This window comes from Gluconobacter cerinus, from assembly GCF_025961355.1.
Lineage (GTDB): Bacteria > Pseudomonadota > Alphaproteobacteria > Acetobacterales > Acetobacteraceae > Gluconobacter > Gluconobacter cerinus.
The window spans coordinates 3,139,867-3,158,066 of record NZ_JAOQNM010000001.1; the positions used below are offsets into that span (position 1 = coordinate 3,139,867).

The window sequence follows — 18,200 nt, forward strand, 5'->3', positions numbered from 1 at the left end:
AGGCGCTTATTGAACAAGCGCCTTGACGAGAGCCTTGATCGCCTTCTGTGCCGCTTTGGAACCCCACTCCTTGAGTAGCCTGTTGCTACGAGGACGCTTGGAAAGTGCATAAGGGCTTTCCCTGATCGGCGGCATGCCTACAGCCTGTTCCTTCATGGACTGCGGAAGCGCAGGAAACGGGTCCACATTCACGAGTTGCATCAGAAGCGCAACGGCTATGATCTTGCAGGTTGGTTTGCGAGTGTTCAGGCACACATAGGCGCCCGTCCCGTTAGAGGCTGGATCGTATATGGCTTTCCATGTCACAGCGGGAACCGGAATACGCCCTCTTCCAATCTTTGCTGTGTGCTCGGGATCGTATCCGGGGCCGGTAACGACGAATATTTCGCCCTCTTGGCGTGCCCACCCTCTGACAGCGCTTTCAACACCTTCCCACGGTCCACGGTTCAACTCACCCGTTTGGGGAACAATATTGGACAGCAGGAAAGACTGCTGCTGAGACGCAAGACCCGGCTCATTGCCGCTCGGTGTCATATGCCCCCGGTCGTAGCCTGAGGCTCTGTAGTCGGTCAGTGACGCACGCATGGAGGCTGGCAGCCTCATATCGGGAAAGAATTTTCCTTGCCGGTTCGTGTCATCGGCAATTTCAAGATTTTCTTCGGTCAGGTCTTCAGCAGCCCAGAGCGGGCCTTTTGTCGCTTCTGAAACCAGAACGGCGTAATGGTCATTACAGAGCTGAACGGTGCCTGATCGCGCGGTCTCTGACAGAAGTGCGGGGGGAACGCCTTTGGCAAATAAGGCCGGGCACGAAGCCGCATGTGCCGGACATGCGACAACCAGAAACCCGACGAAACCAAGCGGAAGATATTTCAACGCCCCTCACAGACCTAATGCCAGACAATCTTGTCTGCCGGAACAACGAGGATATTGAAAATGACTGGTACGGGCAGAGGGACTTGAACCCCCACAGCTTGCGCCACCAGAACCTAAATCTGGCGTGTCTACCAATTCCACCATGCCCGCAGACTGTGAAGTGGGTCTAGACGATCTCCACGGCTCTTGCAATGGCTATCAACGACCTAAATGACTGAAAAATCACACCTCACAGAAAGAAAATGGATTTAGGAGTTAATTTCCAACCTTCTGGAATTTCAGAACAAAATTGTCCCCTTCCCCGATGGCGGCATATTTGGCGCGATCAACCTGGCCCAGAGCGTATGTTGGAGGAAGGGTCCAGATCCCTTTGGGCCACTGTGCCGTATCCCGGGGGTTAGCGTTGATTTCGGAGCTTCCAACAAGCTTGAAACCCGCTTTCTCAATCATCTGAATAGCGTAGGCCTGTCTCACATAGCCATCTTTTGCCTGCGGGTCCTGCGGAGCGCTGGTGTTTCCGCGATGGTCTTCAATACCCAGAATACCGCCAGGCTTCAGCACTTTGTGAATTGCCTCCAGCATTTGCGGGGCATTTCCAGCTTCCATCCAGTTGTGCATATTCCGGAATGTCATGACGAGATCCGCACTGTCTGCCGGTGCGAAATTCAAATTCTCTGCATCAAAACGAGTGGTTTTGACGGCTCCGTAGATATCCGGATGCGTCGCCTGAAGCTTGGCAATACTCTGCTTTTTGATATCTGCCGGCCCGAGAGCGACTGTATAAGTGCCTTGGTCACGAAGATACGGCGCAAGAATTTGGGTCCAGTACCCTCCAGCAGGCCAGATCTCTACGACATTGGACGTCGGAGTTATCCCGAAAAACTGCAGCTCTTCCAGCGGGTGTCGAACACTGTCACGGGCGACGAAGGCCGGCGTTCGCTCTGAAAGTTTGAGAGCTTGATCCAAACTTGGGCCAGCCAATGCTGGCGTGGCTGTCAAACATGACAAGGCCAACAGAAAACCGGATCTCGACAGCATGATAATGACTCCTGTTGCAGATGTCGTGACTGTGACACGAGGTTGTAGAGGCTGTCTTCACACTTCTTCAAAGCCTGGTGTTCAAACGGTGCTTTACAATCGCGAAATCTGATAAAGGATAATTTAGCAATCATCCCATCCGGGAAACGGCAACAGGGCAAAGCACACATGCGTCTCGACGACCAACGGGAAAGCACCAACATTGATGATCGACGTGGTTCCGGAGGCGGAGGACGCGGCCCTTTGAGGATCGGAGGGATTGGCGGTGTCATCCTTGTCATAGGGGCGCTGTACTTCGGCGTAGACCCCCGTGTAGTCCTGAACCTTCTGGAAAATGGACCGACAGCAAACACAGCGGCGACCAGCCGGCCTCAGGCAGCAAAAGATGACCCCGGCAGAAAATTCATCGCCCGTATTCTCGGCTCAACCGAAGATGTCTGGAGCAGCACTTTTCAGCAAATGGGCCGAACCTATCATGATCCCGGTCTGGTTCTCTTTTCTGGCGGGACACAGTCTGGTTGCGGGTATGCACAGACATCCGTAGGTCCATTCTATTGCCCTGCCGACCATAAGGTCTATCTGGATCTCCAGTTCTTTCAGGAATTGCAGGATCGTCTGGGAGCCAGTGGCGACTTCGCCAAGGCCTACGTCGTGGCTCATGAAGTCGGGCACCATGTCCAGAATGAGCTGGGCATTATGCAGCAGGTCAATCAACAGGGCAGCGCTGCCCAAAAAGGGGCGAATGGCCTTTCTGTCCGTGTTGAGTTGCAGGCGGACTGTTTCGCAGGGGTCTGGGCCAAGCGCGCGAACGATACCCGCCACTTCCTTGAGACGGGAGATATTGAAGAGGGCATGAACGCAGCCTCAGCCGTTGGTGACGATCGCCTGGAGCGCAAAGCTCAAGGTTATGTTGTCCCGGACAGCTTCACCCACGGGACATCTGCCCAAAGAGTCGCGTGGTTTAAGCGCGGACTGGAAAGCGGAGATATCAAACGCTGCGATACGTTTAACGCCCCCGCGCTCTAATCTTTCTTGCCTCTGGGCATGGAGAACTAAAACGTGCCTGCAATGCCCAGAGGCAAGACATCTGACACGTTTCGATGCCGTCATACCTCTGGAAAATTTCCCTATTCTGGTGCTTCAATAGGCGCATCTTAGAGCTTCTGCTGGAAACCATGACCATGAAGCACATCCTGCCCAGTGTTCTCTCCCTAGCCCTGCTTTGTAGCGCCGGTACAGCACTGGCCGAACCTGCATCTTGTACGCCTGGAGCGACCTCTTTACCTGCGGGGTATGAGGGCTGGAGCAATCCCACTCCTTTGACCGCAGCCACAGACAAGGCTGGTCTTTTTGCAAGTCACCTAACGCTCAATCACGCGTCTGCCATTCATCTGGCACACACTCCAGACGTTCACTTCCTGCAGAGGCCCGCTGAACCAGGCGGAAGTGTCAGCTATGGAGGGATGATTGCTTTCGAAGCTCCCCAGTCGGGAACTTATCGCATCATGCTGCCAAACAAGACATGGATTGACGTTCTTGGACAGGCGGGACTAGCCGTTTCGACGCATCATCAACATGGTCCCGACTGTTCGGGTATCCGCAAAATGGTAGATTTCCAGCTGCCAGCTGGGCAATACACGCTTCAACTTGCGGGCAGCGGTCTGCAGGATATGCCAGTCATGGTGTCTGCCCTACCCTGATGCGCTATCCCACACTGCTGTTTCTGGGCTTTCTTACGACTGGAGCAGCATTTCCTGCGATAGCAGCGAATATTTCCCCAACCGCTGCAAAAATCGAACTGGGGCACAGACTTTTCTATGACGCGGACCTCTCTCGTGACGGGAGCATGTCATGTGCAACCTGCCACGAACAGCGTCATGCCTTCTCAGATGCGAACCCAACTCATCCGGGAGTGACAGATGAAGACGGAATCCGGAATGTTCCACCCCTAGCGAATGTTGGGCAATTTCATACGCTCACTTGGATCAACCAACACGTTACAACACTGGAAGATCAGTTCTTTATTCCGCTAAGTGGCCATCACCCAGTGGAAATGGGCATGACAGACATGCCCGAGCTCGCGCGTCGGCTCTTCGCAAACCCTTGCTATCGCGTTCTGTTTTCAAAAGCCTTTCCTGAAAAAAATATTCCGATTGATGCCCGTTCTGTAGCCCAAGCCATGTCGGCCTTCGAGCAAGAATTAATTTCCGATAAGTCACCGTGGGATCTTAGGTTATCCGGCGCGACGCGGTCACAAACAAACGGAAAAAAGATATTCTTTGGCAAGGGAAAGTGCAGCTCATGTCACCAACCACCCCTATTCACTGATCAGGAATTCCATGCACTGTCGACATCTTATTCCGAACCCATCAGGACGCCTTCTCTTCGGAATGTCGAAGTAACCGCTCCTTATTTGCATGATGGTTCTGCCCCCACTCTCAGAAAAGCTATTCTGGCACACCCCAAAAGCAATCTGCTTTCGCAAAAAGAGCTGATAGAACTGATGGCGTTTCTTAAGCTGCTGACGGATCATAATTTTCTTTCTGATGCCAGCTTGGGGTTGCCATCTGAAGAATGCCCAATAAGCACGCAATGATCAGCCCTGGATAACGTAGCTAGTCTGCACACACGTTATACAAATCCGACTGCGCTTTTCAATTGAACCGGAGCGATGGCTTGGTACGAGGCCTCGATACTGATACATCCGTTGGTCTCCGCTCCACTCAGATGATCTGTCGGGAACCATTCATGACCAAACTTACAGCTCTTGTTATAGGACTTCTGTTCGGATCTACAGCGATAGCTTACGCAGAAGATGGTCAGGCTCTCTACAGTAGCAAGTGCAGCGTATGCCATCAGGCCGCCGGAATTGGATCGCCGGGACAGTTTCCTCCCCTCAGCGGAAGAATTGGAAAAATCGCCTCATCTCCTGAAGGAAAGGCTTATCTGAAAGACGTTCTTCTGAATGGCCTCCATGGCGCGATTGACGTCTCAGACGAGACATATATGGGCTTTATGCCGTCTTTCAATTCGCTGACAGACAGCCAGATTGCCGCGGTTCTTACGTATGTTTCGTCCCTGAATACGCCTGGAAAGGCTCCAGCTTTTTCTGAAGATGAAATCAAGGCTGCCCGTGGCACTCCAAAAAAAGCGAAAGAAATCGTTTCAGAACGGGCCGCACTCAATTCCATCCACCCGCTCCCATAAAAACTCATTTTTAGAGAGCGAAAGCTATTTTCTGTGACTTCCCATTAAAGAAAATATGGGATGTCACAGTCTAATTCTTAACCTTTTTCCATATTCTCTTCTTGAGAAAAAAGACCAAAATACTCATCGCGATAAGGTAAAGCAGGGTAAAAACGCCTACCTTATGTCTGGTGTGAAGATGTGGATGGGCTGACCATTCCAGAAACGCACCTATATCCTGCGACATCTGGGGAATGGTTGATGACGTTCCGTCTGAGTATTGGACCTGACCATCATGTAGAGGCTGAGGCATCGCGATGTGGCGATGCTTCATGGCCAGATTATAGTACGAGCCTTTAGGCAACACCGTCCCTTCCGGGGCGGATGCATAAGACTGCAAAATCTGAATAATGCGCGCCGTGCCTCCTTGTTGGGTCAGAGCAACTCGTGAAAAATCTGGAGGAAGACCACCGTGGTTGGCTAGTCTTGCCAGGTTTTCACTTGGATAAGGCGATCCAATTCGATCTGACGGGTGGGCTGGCCGTGTTTTAGGATCGCCATCATCGTCAAGACCATCGGCAACCTGATGCTGTGAAGCGTAATCTTTGATGGCCGCCACAGACAGGCCGAGGTCTGAAAGATCTGAATAAGCAACATAGTTCAAGCTGTGGCAACTACTGCAAACCTGCCTGAATACCTGGAGCCCGCGCTGCTCAGGCGTAGATGCGCCTGCTTTGAAAGAAAAAAGAGCGAGTAAAACTAAAAAAGGATATTTCATTCCCTGCCCTCTCTTGCGAAGCCCAAGGAAGATGATGTTTCGCCACGCGATTGAAGTGGCAAAAGTATCAGAAAATATAAATACCAATAGAAAACAGCAACGCGGCTAAGCCAGAGCCACCCTCCTGCGGGTGGATGCATTCCAGCAAAACCCAAAGCCATAAACGAGAAGAAAAGTATTAAAAGCGCTGGTCGGAGGAGAGGTCGAGACTGTGCGGATCTGACCGGGGACTTATCCAGCCATGGAACCGCAAATAATACGCCTATACTTCCTGTCGCAAGGATGAGGCCTCCAAGTTTGGAAGGAACCGCCCTTAAAATCGCATAAAACGGTGCAAAATACCATTCCGGCGTAATGTCCTGAGGCGTCACAAGCGGGTTTGCCTGTACGTAATTCTCTGCAAGAGTCAGAAAATCCGGAGCGAAAAAAACAACTGCTGCATAAACGATAAGAAAAAAACAAAGCCCCAACCCATCCTTGGACGTATAATAGGGATGAAATGGGACTGTTTCATCAGAAAATTCAGGATCTATTCCTGTCGGGTTATTTGATCCAGCAACATGCAATGTTGCAATATGAAGCGCAACGACGCCGATAATAGAAAATGCTGTCAGGAAATGAAGAACGTAAATCCTGTGTAAAGCAACATTACCAAGGCCCTCCCCTCCCATTAGCCAGGACGTCAGGGCTTTGCCGATCAATGGCACAGTATTGAGCGCATTCACGACAACTGTAGCGCCCCAATAGGACATCTGCCCCCACGGGAGAATGTACCCCGCGAAAGCCGTTATCATGACCATTAAAAGCAGTCCCAGCCCAGTGAGCCAGATCAGTTCGCGAGGCGCTTTGTAGGATCCGTAATAAAGCCCTCTCGCGACATGGACGTAGAGAGCGGCAAACAGCATGGAAACGCCGCCCATATGAATGGACCGAACCAGCCAGCCCGATGCGACCTGCCGATCCATGGTCTCTATGCTGGAAAACGCATCTGACATTGTCGGAGTGTAATTAAGAGCAAGAAAGATCCCGCTCAGCAAAAGCATCCCGAGCGAAACCGTGGCAAAGGCACCGAAATTCCATAGATAATTGAGGTTTTTCGGCATCGCGAAGTCAACATATTCACGCCGAAAAGAAGAAACAATCGGGAGACGTTTCTCTACCCACCTGGAGAGATCTTGAGATTTATCGGTCATGAGGGCAATCAGATCTGCTGGATCGTCGCAATGTCAAAATCTGGATCGCCTTTACTCTTCCCAATGAGAAGGTGCTGATCAGAAATTATCGTCACGGGCGGAACTGGGAGATTATAGGGCGCTGGCGCATCCTTATACGCCCGCCCTGCGATATCGAATTGGGACCCATGGCAGGGACAGGCATATTTCCCGCATCGATCGCCTGACGATGGCGCGTCAAAAGATGGCACACACCCCAGATGCGTACAGATTCCGATCAGGACGCCAATTTCAGGTACAACAGAGCGATGCCAGTTGATCGCATCCTGAGGTTGCTGGTGCATTTTGGACTCTGGGTCACGCAGCCGATGCGCCAGTTCAGGAACACGGAGCGAAGCCAGCATTTCGGGTGTACGCCGCTGAACGAACACCGGCCATCCACGCCACGTCACCACAAGCTGCTGCCCCGGCGCCAGCTTCGAGTAATCAACCTCAACAGTATCATCTTCGCCAATGCGACTGCTCTGCGTACCATTCAAACTGTTGAGAAATGGATATGCCAGCGCGCAGGCCCCTGCACAGCCCATCCCCAGCGTGACTGTCGCGAGCACATCGCGTCGCCGAGGGTGGTTTTCCTCTTCCAATCCCTGTTGGGACGAGGAAGGAGGTGCATCATCCTGTGTCATGGTGTCCTACTCAAATAACCAGCTCAAATCATTCAAGCCCATATGGGTGAAGTCAATCTTAAAGATACGCTGCACGAAACGGAGCCTCTGTTTCTCATCATGCACCTTCAGGGGCCAACCCGCTCTTTTTAACACCATACCCATTCATAAAAATGACATGAAACTCTTGAAATTCCTTGATGATTTCATCCGCCGAGACTGATAAGCGTCTTATCACAATTGAGCGTATGGAAGAGATCAACGGTGGCAACAAAACTGAACCGTCGCGGCGTGCTAGGTCTGGGAGCAGGTTTTTCCCTCAGTGCGCTTCTTCCATCCATTCAGCGTGCCCGTGCCATCCCTGCCCGTCGGGACACAGGAACGATCGAAGACGTCCAGCATATCGTTGTGCTGATGCAGGAAAACCGATCTTTCGATCACTATCTTGGTCATCTGTCAGGCGTTCGAGGGTATGGAGACCGGCATGTCGTGCGTGGTCCAAACCGCGAACCGATCTGGTGGCAGCAACGGCAGAAAGCCGAAAATGGCTGGATCACGCCGTTCCATCTCCCGACACAAACTACCAGTGCAGAATGCGTGATTGATCTGGACCACAGCTGGGCTCCTACGCACGCAGCGATCAACAAAGGCTGGAACAACCAATGGCCTCGTCACAAGAAAGATATGACGATGGGCTATTACACACGGGAAGATATTCCCTTCCATTACGCTCTGGCTGACGCGTTCACGGTCTGCGATCACTATTTCTGCTCCACGCCGACACAGACACACCCCAACCGTTTTTACCTCATGTCTGGCACCGTTGATCCCAATGCGACAGGCGGTGGCCCGATCCTCGATAATGTGGATTGGGTAGACAGAGATTTTTATCCCAAGGTGCCTGAACCTTTCACCTGGACGACCTACCCTGAGCGCCTTCAGGAGGCCGGTGTGTCATGGCAGGTTTACCAGCAGGGCCTGTCTGGCGCCGATGTTGAGAATGGTAATTTCGGCACAAACGTTCTGATGTGTTTCAAGAATTTCGCTGACGCCAAGCCGGGATCAGCCTTGCATGAGCGTGCCATGACTGCGCGAACACTTGACCACTTGAAACAGGATGTTCTGGCGGATCGGCTACCACAGGTGTCATGGATCCTGCCTCCGGCGGCATATTCTGAACACCCCCGGTGGACGCCCGGCTACGGTGCAACCTTTATTGCTCACGCGCTCGATGCCCTGACGGCAAACCCGGATGCCTGGGCCAAAACCGTCTTTCTCGTGATGTATGATGAGAACGACGGGTATTTTGACCATATGCCGCCCCCACAGCCTCCCACACCGGTTCTCCCCGGTCAGAGCACGGTGACGACGAGAGACGAAATTCACAATCACCTCCAAAGCTTCAGGCCAGATCGCTACAGGGCAGACGACCTTCCTTATGGCCTGGGGCCGCGTGTACCAGCTTTCGTTATCTCTCCCTGGAGCACAGGGGGCTTTGTCTGCTCCGAAGTGTTTGACCACACCTCTGTGCTACGCTTCATCGAAGCCCGCTTTGGCGTCAGGGAAACCAATATCACTCCATGGCGCCGTGCAGTCTGCGGCGACTTGACCAGTGCGTTCGATTTTTCGCGCAAAACTACGGTTAAGCCGCCGCTTCCGGACACGGCCGCCTACAGAAAAATTGCTGACGCGTCCTGTAAACTTCCCTCGCCCGTTATTCCTCATCAGAGCACGCTCGACGATATCGGCGACCAGGAACGAGGTGCGCGCTTGGCACGACCTCTGCCTTACAAACTCTCTGCAGACCTCCTGGAGGCCAGTGCAAACAGCGTGACTTTCGAAATCCGCAATGACGGCACATCCGGGGCATGTTTTTACGTTTACCGTGATGGAACCGAGGAAACCCCTCGCCGCCATACTCTGGAGCCGGGAAAAGCCATCACTGACGTTTGGCAAATAGAGAGCGCCGGACAGCACGACTTCACCATTCTCGGGCCAAATGGGTTTGCGCGTTACTTCCAGAACGCGAAACCTATGGATATCCAGGTTCAGGCGCGGGGAGATACTCAGACCGGCAATCTGGTCCTAAACCTAAAGAATACTGCGTCCACAGAAAAGAAGGTCAGGATCCAGGATAACGCTTATGGTGCGGAAGACCGTTTTCTTTCCCTTAAAGGAAATCAGTCGGCATCCGTGTCTGTCGATCTCGACGCCAGTCATCACTGGTATGATCTTGTTCTCTCCTGCTCCGATGAACCGGGCAATCAATCGCGATTTGCAGGGCATGTAGAAACCGGACAAACGAGCATCACAGATCCTGCCATGGGCAACGTCCTGGCCTGACGGACACAGTCATACTCTCGGCAAGAGCATACTCTGGAATGCTCTTGCCGGAAAAACCAGCTTAGCCGCTTATATCAAGGCCGATATCCAGCGCTTTGACCGTATGTGTAAGCCAGCCCAACGATAAAACGTCCACCCCGGTCTCTGCAATCGAGCGCGCCGTCTCCGGTGTAATTCCACCAGATGCCTCAGCAATAGAGCGGCCACCAATAAGTTTGACAGCTCTACGGAGCGTTTCCACAGCCATATTATCGAGAAGATACGCATCTGCTCCGCCAGCCGCGAGCGCTTCTTCGAGCTGGTCCAGCGTATCGACCTCCAGCTCAACCTTCATCAGATGCCCTGCCCGCTGACGCGCCGCCTTCAAAGCTGCCGAGACGCCTCCGCATAAAGCCAGATGATTGTCCTTAATTAGGATAGCGTCATCAAGCCGATATCTATGACTGGCACCCCCACCTGCACGTACCGCATATTTCTGAACCGCTTTAAGGCCAGGAAGTGTTTTGCGTGTACAGCAGATCCGAGCCTTCGTGCCATGAACAGCATCCACGATCGCCCGCGTCGCTGTAGCGATGCCGCTTAGGTGCGAGAGCAGATTTAAAGCCGTGCGTTCGCCTGCCAGAACCGTACTCGCAGACCCGTCAATGACGGCCAAAACATCCCCGGCCCCAATCCTGTCTCCATCCTGCCTGTGAGAAATAAACTCAGCCTTGCGGTCAAGAAGACTGAATGCAAGCTGGGCCCCCTGTAACCCAGCCAGAACGCCATTTTGTCTTGCACGAAAAACCGCCTGAAGGGGCTGTTCAGGATCAAGAAGAGCCTGTGTCGTCACATCTCCGCCCGTTCCGAGATCTTCAACAAGCGCGGCACGAACTACAGGTTCCCAGAGAAGATCAGGCAGAAAGGTCTGAAAGGTCATGCAATGTGTCCTTATGGCGAAGGAAGATCAGTTATGGTCAGCACAGTTCGGTTAGGCATCGTTTGATTTGGAAAGTCCGTGCGCCAGTGGCTTCCACGGCTCTCCCTACGTCTCAGGGCAGACGATGCAACGAACGCGGCAATGAGCGCTTCATTACTAACGTGGATATCAGGAAGAATTGTTTCAAAAAGGGCCTGCAATCCACGCTCGTCCCTGAGCAGTCCGGCATACTGGCTCATGAGTGAGGCCAAATCATGCACAGCAGGAGCATTGCTGACTTCGCGCAGCGCAGTCGCCCGGAACGGCACCTTTGGAAGCATGCTGCTATCGACGCTTTCTGCGACCCATTTCCCGGTTACGAAGGCTTCGAGCAATGAATTACTCGCCAGTCGATTAGCGCCATGAAGGCCGGTACAGGCCGCTTCTCCGCAGGCCCACAGACCCGGCACAGAGGTACGCCCCTGCTCATCAACATCCAGACCACCCATGTGATAGTGCATTGCTGGACTGACTGGGATGAGCTGTGCGTCTGGATCAATCCCCATGGCCATGCATAACGCTGTTATGCCCGGAAACCTCAGACTAAAGGGCGTTTTTCCTATTGCCCGCGTATCCAGAAAAACGTCGTGTCCGCTTTGAATATGAGCCGAAATCGCTCGCGCGACGATATCGCGTGGCTGGAGTTCTTCCGTAAATCTGTTTCCAGTTTCATCGACCAGAAGAGCACCCGCCCCGCGTACCGCCTCGCTCACCAGAGGTCTGCGGCCAGTCTGGCCCACGCCCTTGAGAGCAGTTGGATGAAACTGGGTGAATTCCATATCGACCAATCTGGCACCAGCCCGTGCAGCATGAGCCAGACCGTTCCCGGTCAGTGTTTCAGGACTGGTGGTACAGTCATAAAGAGCACCGATGCCCCCGGATGCGATGACACAGCATGAAGTGGGCAGAAAACCTTGTGAGGTTCTGACTCCAACAAGGCGCTCTTCCTCCGTAACCAAGCCCTCTAGTCGCGCTCCTTCCAGAACAGTGATGGTATCGCGACTTCGAACACGCTTTATCAACGTCTGCATGATCGCAGCACCGCTTCCATCTCCGCCGACATGGAGAATACGGTGCCTGGAATGCGCGGCTTCCAGATGCAGGTCCAGCGCTTCGCCCTTTTTTGCAAAAGGGACGCCCCACTCGAGCAAGGTCCTGATGGCGTCAGGTGCTGAGCTCGTAATCAGTTTCACTATGTGGGGAACACTGAGGCCGGCACCTGCGGCTAACGTGTCCTGAGCGTGCAGATCCGGTGAATCTTCTGCTCCAACTGCGGCTGCAATTCCCCCCTGAGCCAAAGAACTCGCCGCCTCGTGCCCTAACGGAGCCGGGCTGAGAACAACACAGGGCTGGCGAAGGTGCAGGGCAGCGGAAAGACCTGCCAGTCCTGCCCCTACGATAACGGGTTGCCCAGCGAGGTGACTTAAAAGAATGTCCTTCACAATTAGATTGCCAGCATTCTCTCGACCGCCATGCGGGCTCGCCCTTCAAGCTCGGACGGGATGGTTACCGGAGTTTCGAGTTTTTCGAGCGCTCTGCGGATTCCTGCCAACGTAATGCGCTTCATGTGTGGGCAAAGATTACACGGGCGAACAAACTCGGTTTCCGGATTCAGCGCGGCCAGATTGTCGCTCATTGAGCATTCTGTCATCAGCAACACTTTTTCCGGGCGGTGCGTCGCGACGTAGTCAATCATATTGGCGGTAGAGCCGGAATAGTCCGCCTCGGCAACCACGTCTGGCGGGCATTCAGGATGCGCTATGACCGTCACACCTGGATGAATTCGCCGATACTGCCGAATTTCCTGCGGTGTAAAGCGTTCATGCACTTCACAATGACCCGCCCAGGTCAGCATTTCGATGCCTGTTTCGTTCTCGATGTTTTGAGCCAGAAACTCGTCTGGAATCATGATAACACGAGGAACACCCAGGCTTTCCACAACCCGTCTGGCATTGCCCGACGTGCAGCAGACGTCTGTTTCCGCTTTCACTTCCGCTGTACTGTTCACGTAGGTGACTACCGGAACCCCCGGATAGCGCCGCTTCATCGCCCGGACGTTTTCCGCCGTTATGCTCTCTGCCAAAGAACAGCCAGCCCGATCGTCCGGAATTAGAACCGTCTTGTCGGGATTCATCAGCTTGGCGGTTTCCGCCATGAAATGAACGCCCGCCATGACAATGATGTCTGCGTCGAGGTTCTGAGCATCACGAGCCAGAGCCAGACTGTCTCCTCGGATGTCCGCGACACAGTGGAAAATTTCCGGCGTTTGATAGTTATGAGCCAGGATAACGGCATTTCGTTCGCGTTTCAGGCGAAGAATAGCCTCGATGTCATCCGCGTATAAACGTTCCCAATCCTCCCGCGCCATCAGGCGGGAGACAGGTTCGTAAAGCCTGTCACGGCTTTCCAAGACATGCTGACGGCCCATGACGGACTCCGTAATAACATTATGCTCCTATTGAGGATAATGTATCTTACCGTATTCACAAGCCTGTCGGTCAACACGTTTTCAGGAGAACGTTCCCAGTGGAAGCTTGGCCCCTGTCAGATAGCAGTTTTCAGAATTATCCGCCCGAAACCTGTAAAGCCGCGCAGGTCTTCCCTGAACCCCGCTCTCGTAGCGATCGGTTTCACTGACCAGATCCTGATTTTGTACCAAACGACGAAAATTCTGCTTGTGCATCAAACGCCCGGAAAGAGCTTCCATCGCTTGCTGGAGTTGAAGAAGCGTAAATTCTTCGGGCACGAGCTCGAACACGACAGGCGTGTAACGGATTTTCGCTCTTAAACGAGACATCGCCGTTGCGAGAATACGCCGATGATCCCAGAGCATCGGACTTTCTCCCAGTCCGGCGCTACAATGGGGTGACTCCTGAACCAGCCCAGCCTCCCACAGCAGTTCATAACGCTCCAGCACGGCTTCGTCGTTCCAGCTTTCCCCGCTCAGGCCAAACGTGGCCTTACAGCGGTCGAGCTTTTCCTCCTCATGGGCAGCCCACTTGAGAAGTGAGCGCTCAATGGTCTTGAGAAGGGCAACGCTTCCTTCAGTTCGGCGGTCTTCCCAGGGAAAGTACTGATACCATCCCCTCCATCCTGCCTGATCGCCACTGTCGCGCGTCAGAGCCATGTAGGAAATACGCACAAGCCGTTCAGTTTCAGCAGGAACAGAGTCCCCGAACGTATAGAGTTGCTCAACATGGCCGAGGCGGAACCCCGTGAGTTCCTCTACCCAATGGCGCACACCACGCTGCAATGACGAGTGTTCCGTTTCCAGGGCGCCTGCAGGTAAGCACGCTCCGTTCTGAACGGTCAGAACTTCTGGTGTTCCGTTCTGCAGGGTGGTCAGGACGGCAACCAGTTCCGCCCGACACGTCGCAACGTGATGATTCATTCTAAAATCATGTCTTCCCGTTGGTTAGAAACTCCAGAAGTAAAACTTTTCTCAGGAAGGAGGCTGGGAGTTTCTTGCTACCACCTCCCCTCCCTAAGGTTTCAATCTGCGATGCTGTCTGGCATGGACGCCATATCGATCACGAAGCGGTATTTGACGTCTGAACGCAGGACGCGCTCATACGCCTGATTGATCTCATCCATCCGAATGATTTCCACGTCACTGACGATGTTATGCTGCCCGCAGAAATCAAGCATTTCCTGCGTTTCCTGAATACCGCCGATAGCGGAGCCAGCCAGACTACGGCGCTTGGCAACCAGGCTGAAGGCCCCAACGGACATCGGCTTTTCCGGCAGTCCTACAAGAACCATATGTCCGTCCTGCTTCAGCAGGGACAGGTAGGCATTGATGTCATGATCTGCCGACACAGCATCAAGAATGAAATCAAAGCGGTTTGCCTCGGCAGCCATCGCTTGTTCATCGCGGGAAATGACAACCCGGTGTGCACCAAGTCGCTTCCCATCTTCGACTTTACTTGGAGACGTTGTGAACAGCGTCACTTCGGCACCAAGCGCAACGGCAAATTTGACCCCCATATGGCCAAGTCCACCGAGCCCGACAACACCAACACGATGCCCTGCCCCGATTTTCCAGCGAGACAACGGAGACCATGTCGTGATCCCGGCGCAAAGCAATGGTGCCGCCGCCGCCGGATCAAGATTTTCGGGAATACGCAGGACGAAACCTTCATCGACAACGATAGCGCGTGAATATCCGCCGAACGTGTAGGCGCCTTCTGCCGGGAATGCCGGATCGGGGCTGTTGTATGTCCATGTTGGGCTGGCATCACAATACTGCTCCAGACCAGCCTCGCAGGACGCGCAGGTTCGGCATGAATTCACCATGCAGCCCACGCCCACCCTGTCACCGACTTTAAAGCGTGTTACGTCTGGGCCAACCGCTTTGACATGCCCGATAATCTCATGACCCGGCACGCATGGATAAGAAGCAGGTCCCCATTCGCTCCGTGCGGTATGGATGTCAGAGTGACAGACACCGCAGTGGGTAATGTCAATCTGAACGTCCAAAGGACCACAGTCACGGCGCTCAAAAGCGAAGGGAGCCAAGGGAGATGTCGGGCTGGAGGCCGCGTAACCAACACAGGTAAGCATTGCAGGTCCTTGTCGAGACAGAAGAATCAAAGCGTCAAAACGATTGGTCCATTCTAACAGGAAGTCCCGCTGAACTGTACCCATGCTGAGTTCGCACAGATTTCCTCAGGCACGCGTAAGACAACTAACAGCGTCCCGAGCCTCTGCCAGTAACGCCTCAAGATCCAGCCCGGGAATAGCGCCATCCACTACCACGGGCACACCGTCCATCAGGACATGACGTACAGTTGTGGCGCCTGACACGACCGGAGCGATCAGTGGATCATGCAATCCAGCACATCTGGGTGCATCCAGACCATGGATAACCAGATCCGCCGCTGCGCCGACCTCAACCCGGCCAACATCGGGAAGCCCCAGGATTTGCGCTCCCGCGGATGTTGACCAACGCATAACATCCTCAGCCGTGACAGCGTCAGCACCGTGAACAGCACGATGGATCATCCACGCACAATGCATCTCCGCCCCCATGTCACAGGCTTCATTGGATGCTGCCCCATCAACTGCCAGCGATACGCGCCCGCCCAGAGCGTCCAAGGCCGGTGCAGGCGCGATACCTGACCCAAGGCGGCAGTTACTCTGAGGGCAATGCGCCATACCGGTCCCGGTTTGGGCCATAAGCGCCAGTTCGCTCTCATCAAGATGAACCAGATGCGCAAACCAGACGTCTTCTCCAACCCAGCCATGCTCGGCAACAAACTGAAGGGGCCGCATTCCGTAAGTTTCCAGACAGAACCGAACATAGTTCTCTGTTTCAGACAGATGTGAGTGTAGCGAAATACCCATGCTTCGGGCGGCAATAGCCATTTCCCGAAGCTCATCCGGCGTGACGCCCCAGGTTGGCGTATTAGGGGCCAAAGCAATTCGGCGTTTCGCGTTCGGGCCAGATTGATGATACCGGCCGACAAGCCCTTCGACACGTTTCATCATCACATCCAGCGTCTCCGTCGGGGCTGGAATAATGTCGTCCGTATCGAATTTTCTAGCGCGCGTGGTGCCTCCACGTGCCAGAACATAGCGCAGGCCAAGATCTTCAGCGGCTTCGAACAGAACGGCAGCCGGATCGTATGCATACATATCTGCAAACAGGTAATGATGATCAGCGACCGTCGTGCAGCCCGACAAGAGGAGTTCCACCATTCCAATTCGGGCCGCGACATTGAGCGCCCGCTCATCTATGCGGTTCCAGTAGGTGTTGGGCACAAGGCGAAGCCATGGCTCCAATGGCTTATTAATGGCTGTTGGAACTGCTTTGAGTACACTTTGAAAAAGGTGATGATGCGTGCTGATAAGTCCGGGAGTTGCAATTCCTCCCTTGGCGTTCAGAACCTTCTCCCCAGAGCCAGGTGTCAAATGACCGATTTCCGTGATCCTGCCGTCGCGAATGCGAATGTCACCGGTACGTCGAGCGGCATCGCCGCGTAGTCCAGTTAAAATTCCACCGATATTCTGTATCAGTAAGCTCATGCTGGCATCACCCGGAGAGTATCCACAAATTCTGTGGTGAAGGCACTTTTCCAGTCAGCATCGGCTGGCAAGAGGTTCTGGCTGACCATAAAGTCCCGTGTGGCCTGCCACCGGGCAAGCGTCATAGCGCCAAGACCTCGCTCTTTGACATCTGGGGATGACAGAGCATCTGCTTTTTTCAGTCCGGCGTAGCCGAAAGCCAGATGCTCCAGCGTCATATTAGGGTTAGCTTTGAGGATCAGAGCATTCCCCGGATCGGGGTTTTGAAAATAATCACGCCATCCCATCAAAGACGCTTTCACAAAGCTGCTTACCTTTTTCTTATCGGTCGCAACCATCTGCTGCGTCGTGACCATAGGAGCGCCATAGGGCGGATAACCCAGATCCTTGAACAGGAAAAACTCGACCGGCATTCCTTTCTGTCTGGCATCCCACAGTTCGGAGGATGCATAAGCCTGAACGGCCATTTCCGGATCCAGAAAAAACGGCTGGATATTGAACGAATAAGGCCTCGCCTGCTCTTCCCAGTAACCAAAGCGATTTTTGAGCCATGGCCAGAACGTCGCATGGGAAGATGCTGCTATCAGAATTGGGTGGTCACGGAGCTGGGCGAGATCCGTGACACCAGCATGCGTCATCAGGCCCTGCTGATCGTGCTGAAATGTACTGGCCACAGCGACAAGAGGAATTCCAGAGGCAACGGCGGAAAGAAGCTGGAAGTCGTAGCCAGTAATGAAATCTGCACGGCCAGCAGCCAGAAGCTGAGGAACATTCATTTGCGGGCTGGCAGCCTCTATCGTGACGTCCAGTCCTTCCTGTGCGTAATACCCCTTGGCCAGAGCTTGATAAAACCCACCAAACTCAGCTTGTGCATACCAGGATGTTATAAGCTTGACGGGCGTCCCCGCATTTTGCGCCCTACTGATGAGCGGCATGGATAATCCGCCGAGACTTCCAGCCACCCCCAAAAGGGTTCTCCGACGACTGAGAGATATCCTGGACATGCGGGAGCGTTCTCCATTCTTCATTTAGCCACAGTTTATGAATCGAAACGGTTTTCATGAAAGTGCCTATTTGAGAATATCGGAATGCTTTTATGAGAACGGCTTTTGTAATTGACAGGCAAATGCCCACCATGTTTTGTGTCGGAAACGAGTAGA

17 protein-coding genes and 1 tRNA gene are annotated in these 18,200 nt (G+C 53.6%); 5 read left to right on the forward strand and 13 right to left on the reverse strand.

Translation table 11 applies throughout. The features are described 5' to 3' along the window. Positions 1–6 precede the first annotated feature (6 nt). From M2305_RS14495 to M2305_RS14505, 3 genes are all read right to left on the reverse strand, one after another. Positions 7–873: a DNA/RNA non-specific endonuclease gene (locus tag M2305_RS14495; RefSeq protein WP_264649798.1), complete on the reverse strand. Its 867-nt coding sequence runs from the start codon at positions 871–873 to the stop codon at positions 7–9. A 65-nt stretch (positions 874–938) separates the two neighbouring features. Further along, a tRNA-Leu gene (locus M2305_RS14500) sits at positions 939–1,023 on the reverse strand. Positions 1,024–1,128: 105 nt separating this feature from the next. After that, positions 1,129–1,911: a class I SAM-dependent methyltransferase gene (locus tag M2305_RS14505; protein WP_211509862.1), complete on the reverse strand. Its 783-nt coding sequence runs from the start codon at positions 1,909–1,911 to the stop codon at positions 1,129–1,131. A gap of 168 nt (positions 1,912–2,079) precedes the next feature. On the opposite strand from M2305_RS14505, the gene ypfJ reads away from it, so the two are divergent. The 4 genes from ypfJ to M2305_RS14525 all read left to right on the forward strand — a co-directional run bounded on the left by ypfJ (position 2,080) and on the right by M2305_RS14525 (position 5,118). After that, a complete protein-coding gene (gene ypfJ / locus M2305_RS14510) occupies positions 2,080–2,937 on the forward strand; it encodes a KPN_02809 family neutral zinc metallopeptidase (RefSeq protein ID WP_264649799.1) in 858 nt (285 codons plus the stop codon). Positions 2,938–3,092: 155 nt separating this feature from the next. After that, on the forward strand, positions 3,093–3,611 hold the full coding sequence (locus tag M2305_RS14515; protein WP_264649800.1) for a hypothetical protein: 519 nt from the start codon (positions 3,093–3,095) through the stop codon (positions 3,609–3,611). Further along, complete coding sequence (locus M2305_RS14520) at positions 3,611–4,507, forward strand: cytochrome-c peroxidase (RefSeq protein ID WP_264649801.1); 897 nt, start codon at positions 3,611–3,613, stop codon at positions 4,505–4,507. Before M2305_RS14515 ends, M2305_RS14520 begins: the two co-directional genes overlap by 1 nt. A 152-nt stretch (positions 4,508–4,659) precedes the next feature. After that, on the forward strand, positions 4,660–5,118 hold the full coding sequence (locus tag M2305_RS14525; RefSeq protein ID WP_264649802.1) for a c-type cytochrome: 459 nt from the start codon (positions 4,660–4,662) through the stop codon (positions 5,116–5,118). 70 nt (positions 5,119–5,188) lie between these two features. Here the strand turns inward: M2305_RS14525 and M2305_RS14530 are convergent, their stop codons facing one another. Genes M2305_RS14530 through petA form a run of 3 tightly spaced genes read right to left on the reverse strand, consistent with a single transcriptional unit; the run spans position 5,189 to position 7,733 of the window. Further along, a complete protein-coding gene (locus M2305_RS14530; protein ID WP_264649803.1) occupies positions 5,189–5,875 on the reverse strand; it encodes a cytochrome c1 in 687 nt (228 codons plus the stop codon). Then, the gene (locus tag M2305_RS14535; RefSeq protein WP_264649804.1) at positions 5,872–7,068 is read right to left on the reverse strand and encodes a cytochrome b; all 1,197 of its coding nucleotides are present in this window, start codon (positions 7,066–7,068) and stop codon (positions 5,872–5,874) included. The genes M2305_RS14530 and M2305_RS14535 overlap by 4 nt, the downstream gene beginning before the upstream one ends. Positions 7,069–7,076: 8 nt before the next feature. Then, entirely contained in the window at positions 7,077–7,733 is a 657-nt protein-coding gene (gene petA, locus M2305_RS14540; RefSeq protein ID WP_264649805.1) for a ubiquinol-cytochrome c reductase iron-sulfur subunit, read from the reverse strand. A 243-nt stretch (positions 7,734–7,976) separates the two neighbouring features. Between petA and M2305_RS14545 the strand changes: the two genes are divergently transcribed. Beyond that, entirely contained in the window at positions 7,977–10,055 is a 2,079-nt protein-coding gene (locus M2305_RS14545; protein WP_264649806.1) for a phosphocholine-specific phospholipase C, read from the forward strand. A gap of 61 nt (positions 10,056–10,116) precedes the next feature. Here the strand turns inward: M2305_RS14545 and nadC are convergent, their stop codons facing one another. The 7 genes from nadC to M2305_RS14580 form a co-directional block, all read right to left on the reverse strand. After that, positions 10,117–10,974 carry a carboxylating nicotinate-nucleotide diphosphorylase gene (gene nadC / locus M2305_RS14550; RefSeq protein ID WP_264649807.1) on the reverse strand — a complete coding sequence of 286 codons (858 nt, stop codon included), beginning with the start codon at positions 10,972–10,974 and terminating at the stop codon, positions 10,117–10,119. A gap of 11 nt (positions 10,975–10,985) precedes the next feature. Next, on the reverse strand, positions 10,986–12,455 hold the full coding sequence (locus M2305_RS14555; RefSeq protein WP_264649808.1) for an L-aspartate oxidase: 1,470 nt from the start codon (positions 12,453–12,455) through the stop codon (positions 10,986–10,988). A 2-nt stretch (positions 12,456–12,457) separates the two neighbouring features. Next, complete coding sequence (gene nadA / locus M2305_RS14560) at positions 12,458–13,441, reverse strand: quinolinate synthase NadA (protein ID WP_264649809.1); 984 nt, start codon at positions 13,439–13,441, stop codon at positions 12,458–12,460. A gap of 81 nt (positions 13,442–13,522) precedes the next feature. Then, positions 13,523–14,404, reverse strand: a complete 882-nt coding sequence (locus tag M2305_RS14565) for an NUDIX hydrolase (RefSeq protein WP_264649810.1) — start codon at positions 14,402–14,404, stop codon at positions 13,523–13,525. Positions 14,405–14,505: 101 nt separating this feature from the next. Then, a complete protein-coding gene (locus tag M2305_RS14570) occupies positions 14,506–15,576 on the reverse strand; it encodes an NAD(P)-dependent alcohol dehydrogenase (RefSeq protein WP_264649811.1) in 1,071 nt (356 codons plus the stop codon). 105 nt (positions 15,577–15,681) lie between these two features. Beyond that, positions 15,682–17,040 (reverse strand): amidohydrolase family protein, encoded by a 1,359-nt coding sequence (locus tag M2305_RS14575; protein WP_264649812.1) that lies wholly within the window; start codon positions 17,038–17,040, stop codon positions 15,682–15,684. Continuing rightward, positions 17,037–18,044, reverse strand: a complete 1,008-nt coding sequence (locus M2305_RS14580; RefSeq protein ID WP_264649813.1) for an ABC transporter substrate-binding protein — start codon at positions 18,042–18,044, stop codon at positions 17,037–17,039. Before M2305_RS14580 ends, M2305_RS14575 begins: the two co-directional genes overlap by 4 nt. Between the last annotated feature and the right edge of the window lie 156 nt (positions 18,045–18,200).

Coding starts and splice junctions, on each gene's coding strand:
- M2305_RS14515 (WP_264649800.1), top strand. CDS start 3,093: ATGAAGCACATCCTGCCCAGTGTTCTCTCCCTAGCCCTGCTTTGTAGC.
- M2305_RS14535 (WP_264649804.1), bottom strand. CDS start 7,068: ATGACCGATAAATCTCAAGATCTCTCCAGGTGGGTAGAGAAACGTCTC.
- M2305_RS14565 (WP_264649810.1), bottom strand. CDS start 14,404: ATGAATCATCACGTTGCGACGTGTCGGGCGGAACTGGTTGCCGTCCTG.
- nadA (WP_264649809.1), bottom strand. CDS start 13,441: ATGGGCCGTCAGCATGTCTTGGAAAGCCGTGACAGGCTTTACGAACCT.
- M2305_RS14570 (WP_264649811.1), bottom strand. CDS start 15,576: ATGCTTACCTGTGTTGGTTACGCGGCCTCCAGCCCGACATCTCCCTTG.
- M2305_RS14580 (WP_264649813.1), bottom strand. CDS start 18,044: ATGTCCAGGATATCTCTCAGTCGTCGGAGAACCCTTTTGGGGGTGGCT.
- petA (WP_264649805.1), bottom strand. CDS start 7,733: ATGACACAGGATGATGCACCTCCTTCCTCGTCCCAACAGGGATTGGAA.
- nadC (WP_264649807.1), bottom strand. CDS start 10,974: ATGACCTTTCAGACCTTTCTGCCTGATCTTCTCTGGGAACCTGTAGTT.
- M2305_RS14525 (WP_264649802.1), top strand. CDS start 4,660: ATGACCAAACTTACAGCTCTTGTTATAGGACTTCTGTTCGGATCTACA.
- ypfJ (WP_264649799.1), top strand. CDS start 2,080: ATGCGTCTCGACGACCAACGGGAAAGCACCAACATTGATGATCGACGT.
- M2305_RS14530 (WP_264649803.1), bottom strand. CDS start 5,875: ATGAAATATCCTTTTTTAGTTTTACTCGCTCTTTTTTCTTTCAAAGCA.
- M2305_RS14505 (WP_211509862.1), bottom strand. CDS start 1,911: ATGCTGTCGAGATCCGGTTTTCTGTTGGCCTTGTCATGTTTGACAGCC.
- M2305_RS14575 (WP_264649812.1), bottom strand. CDS start 17,040: ATGAGCTTACTGATACAGAATATCGGTGGAATTTTAACTGGACTACGC.
- M2305_RS14520 (WP_264649801.1), top strand. CDS start 3,611: ATGCGCTATCCCACACTGCTGTTTCTGGGCTTTCTTACGACTGGAGCA.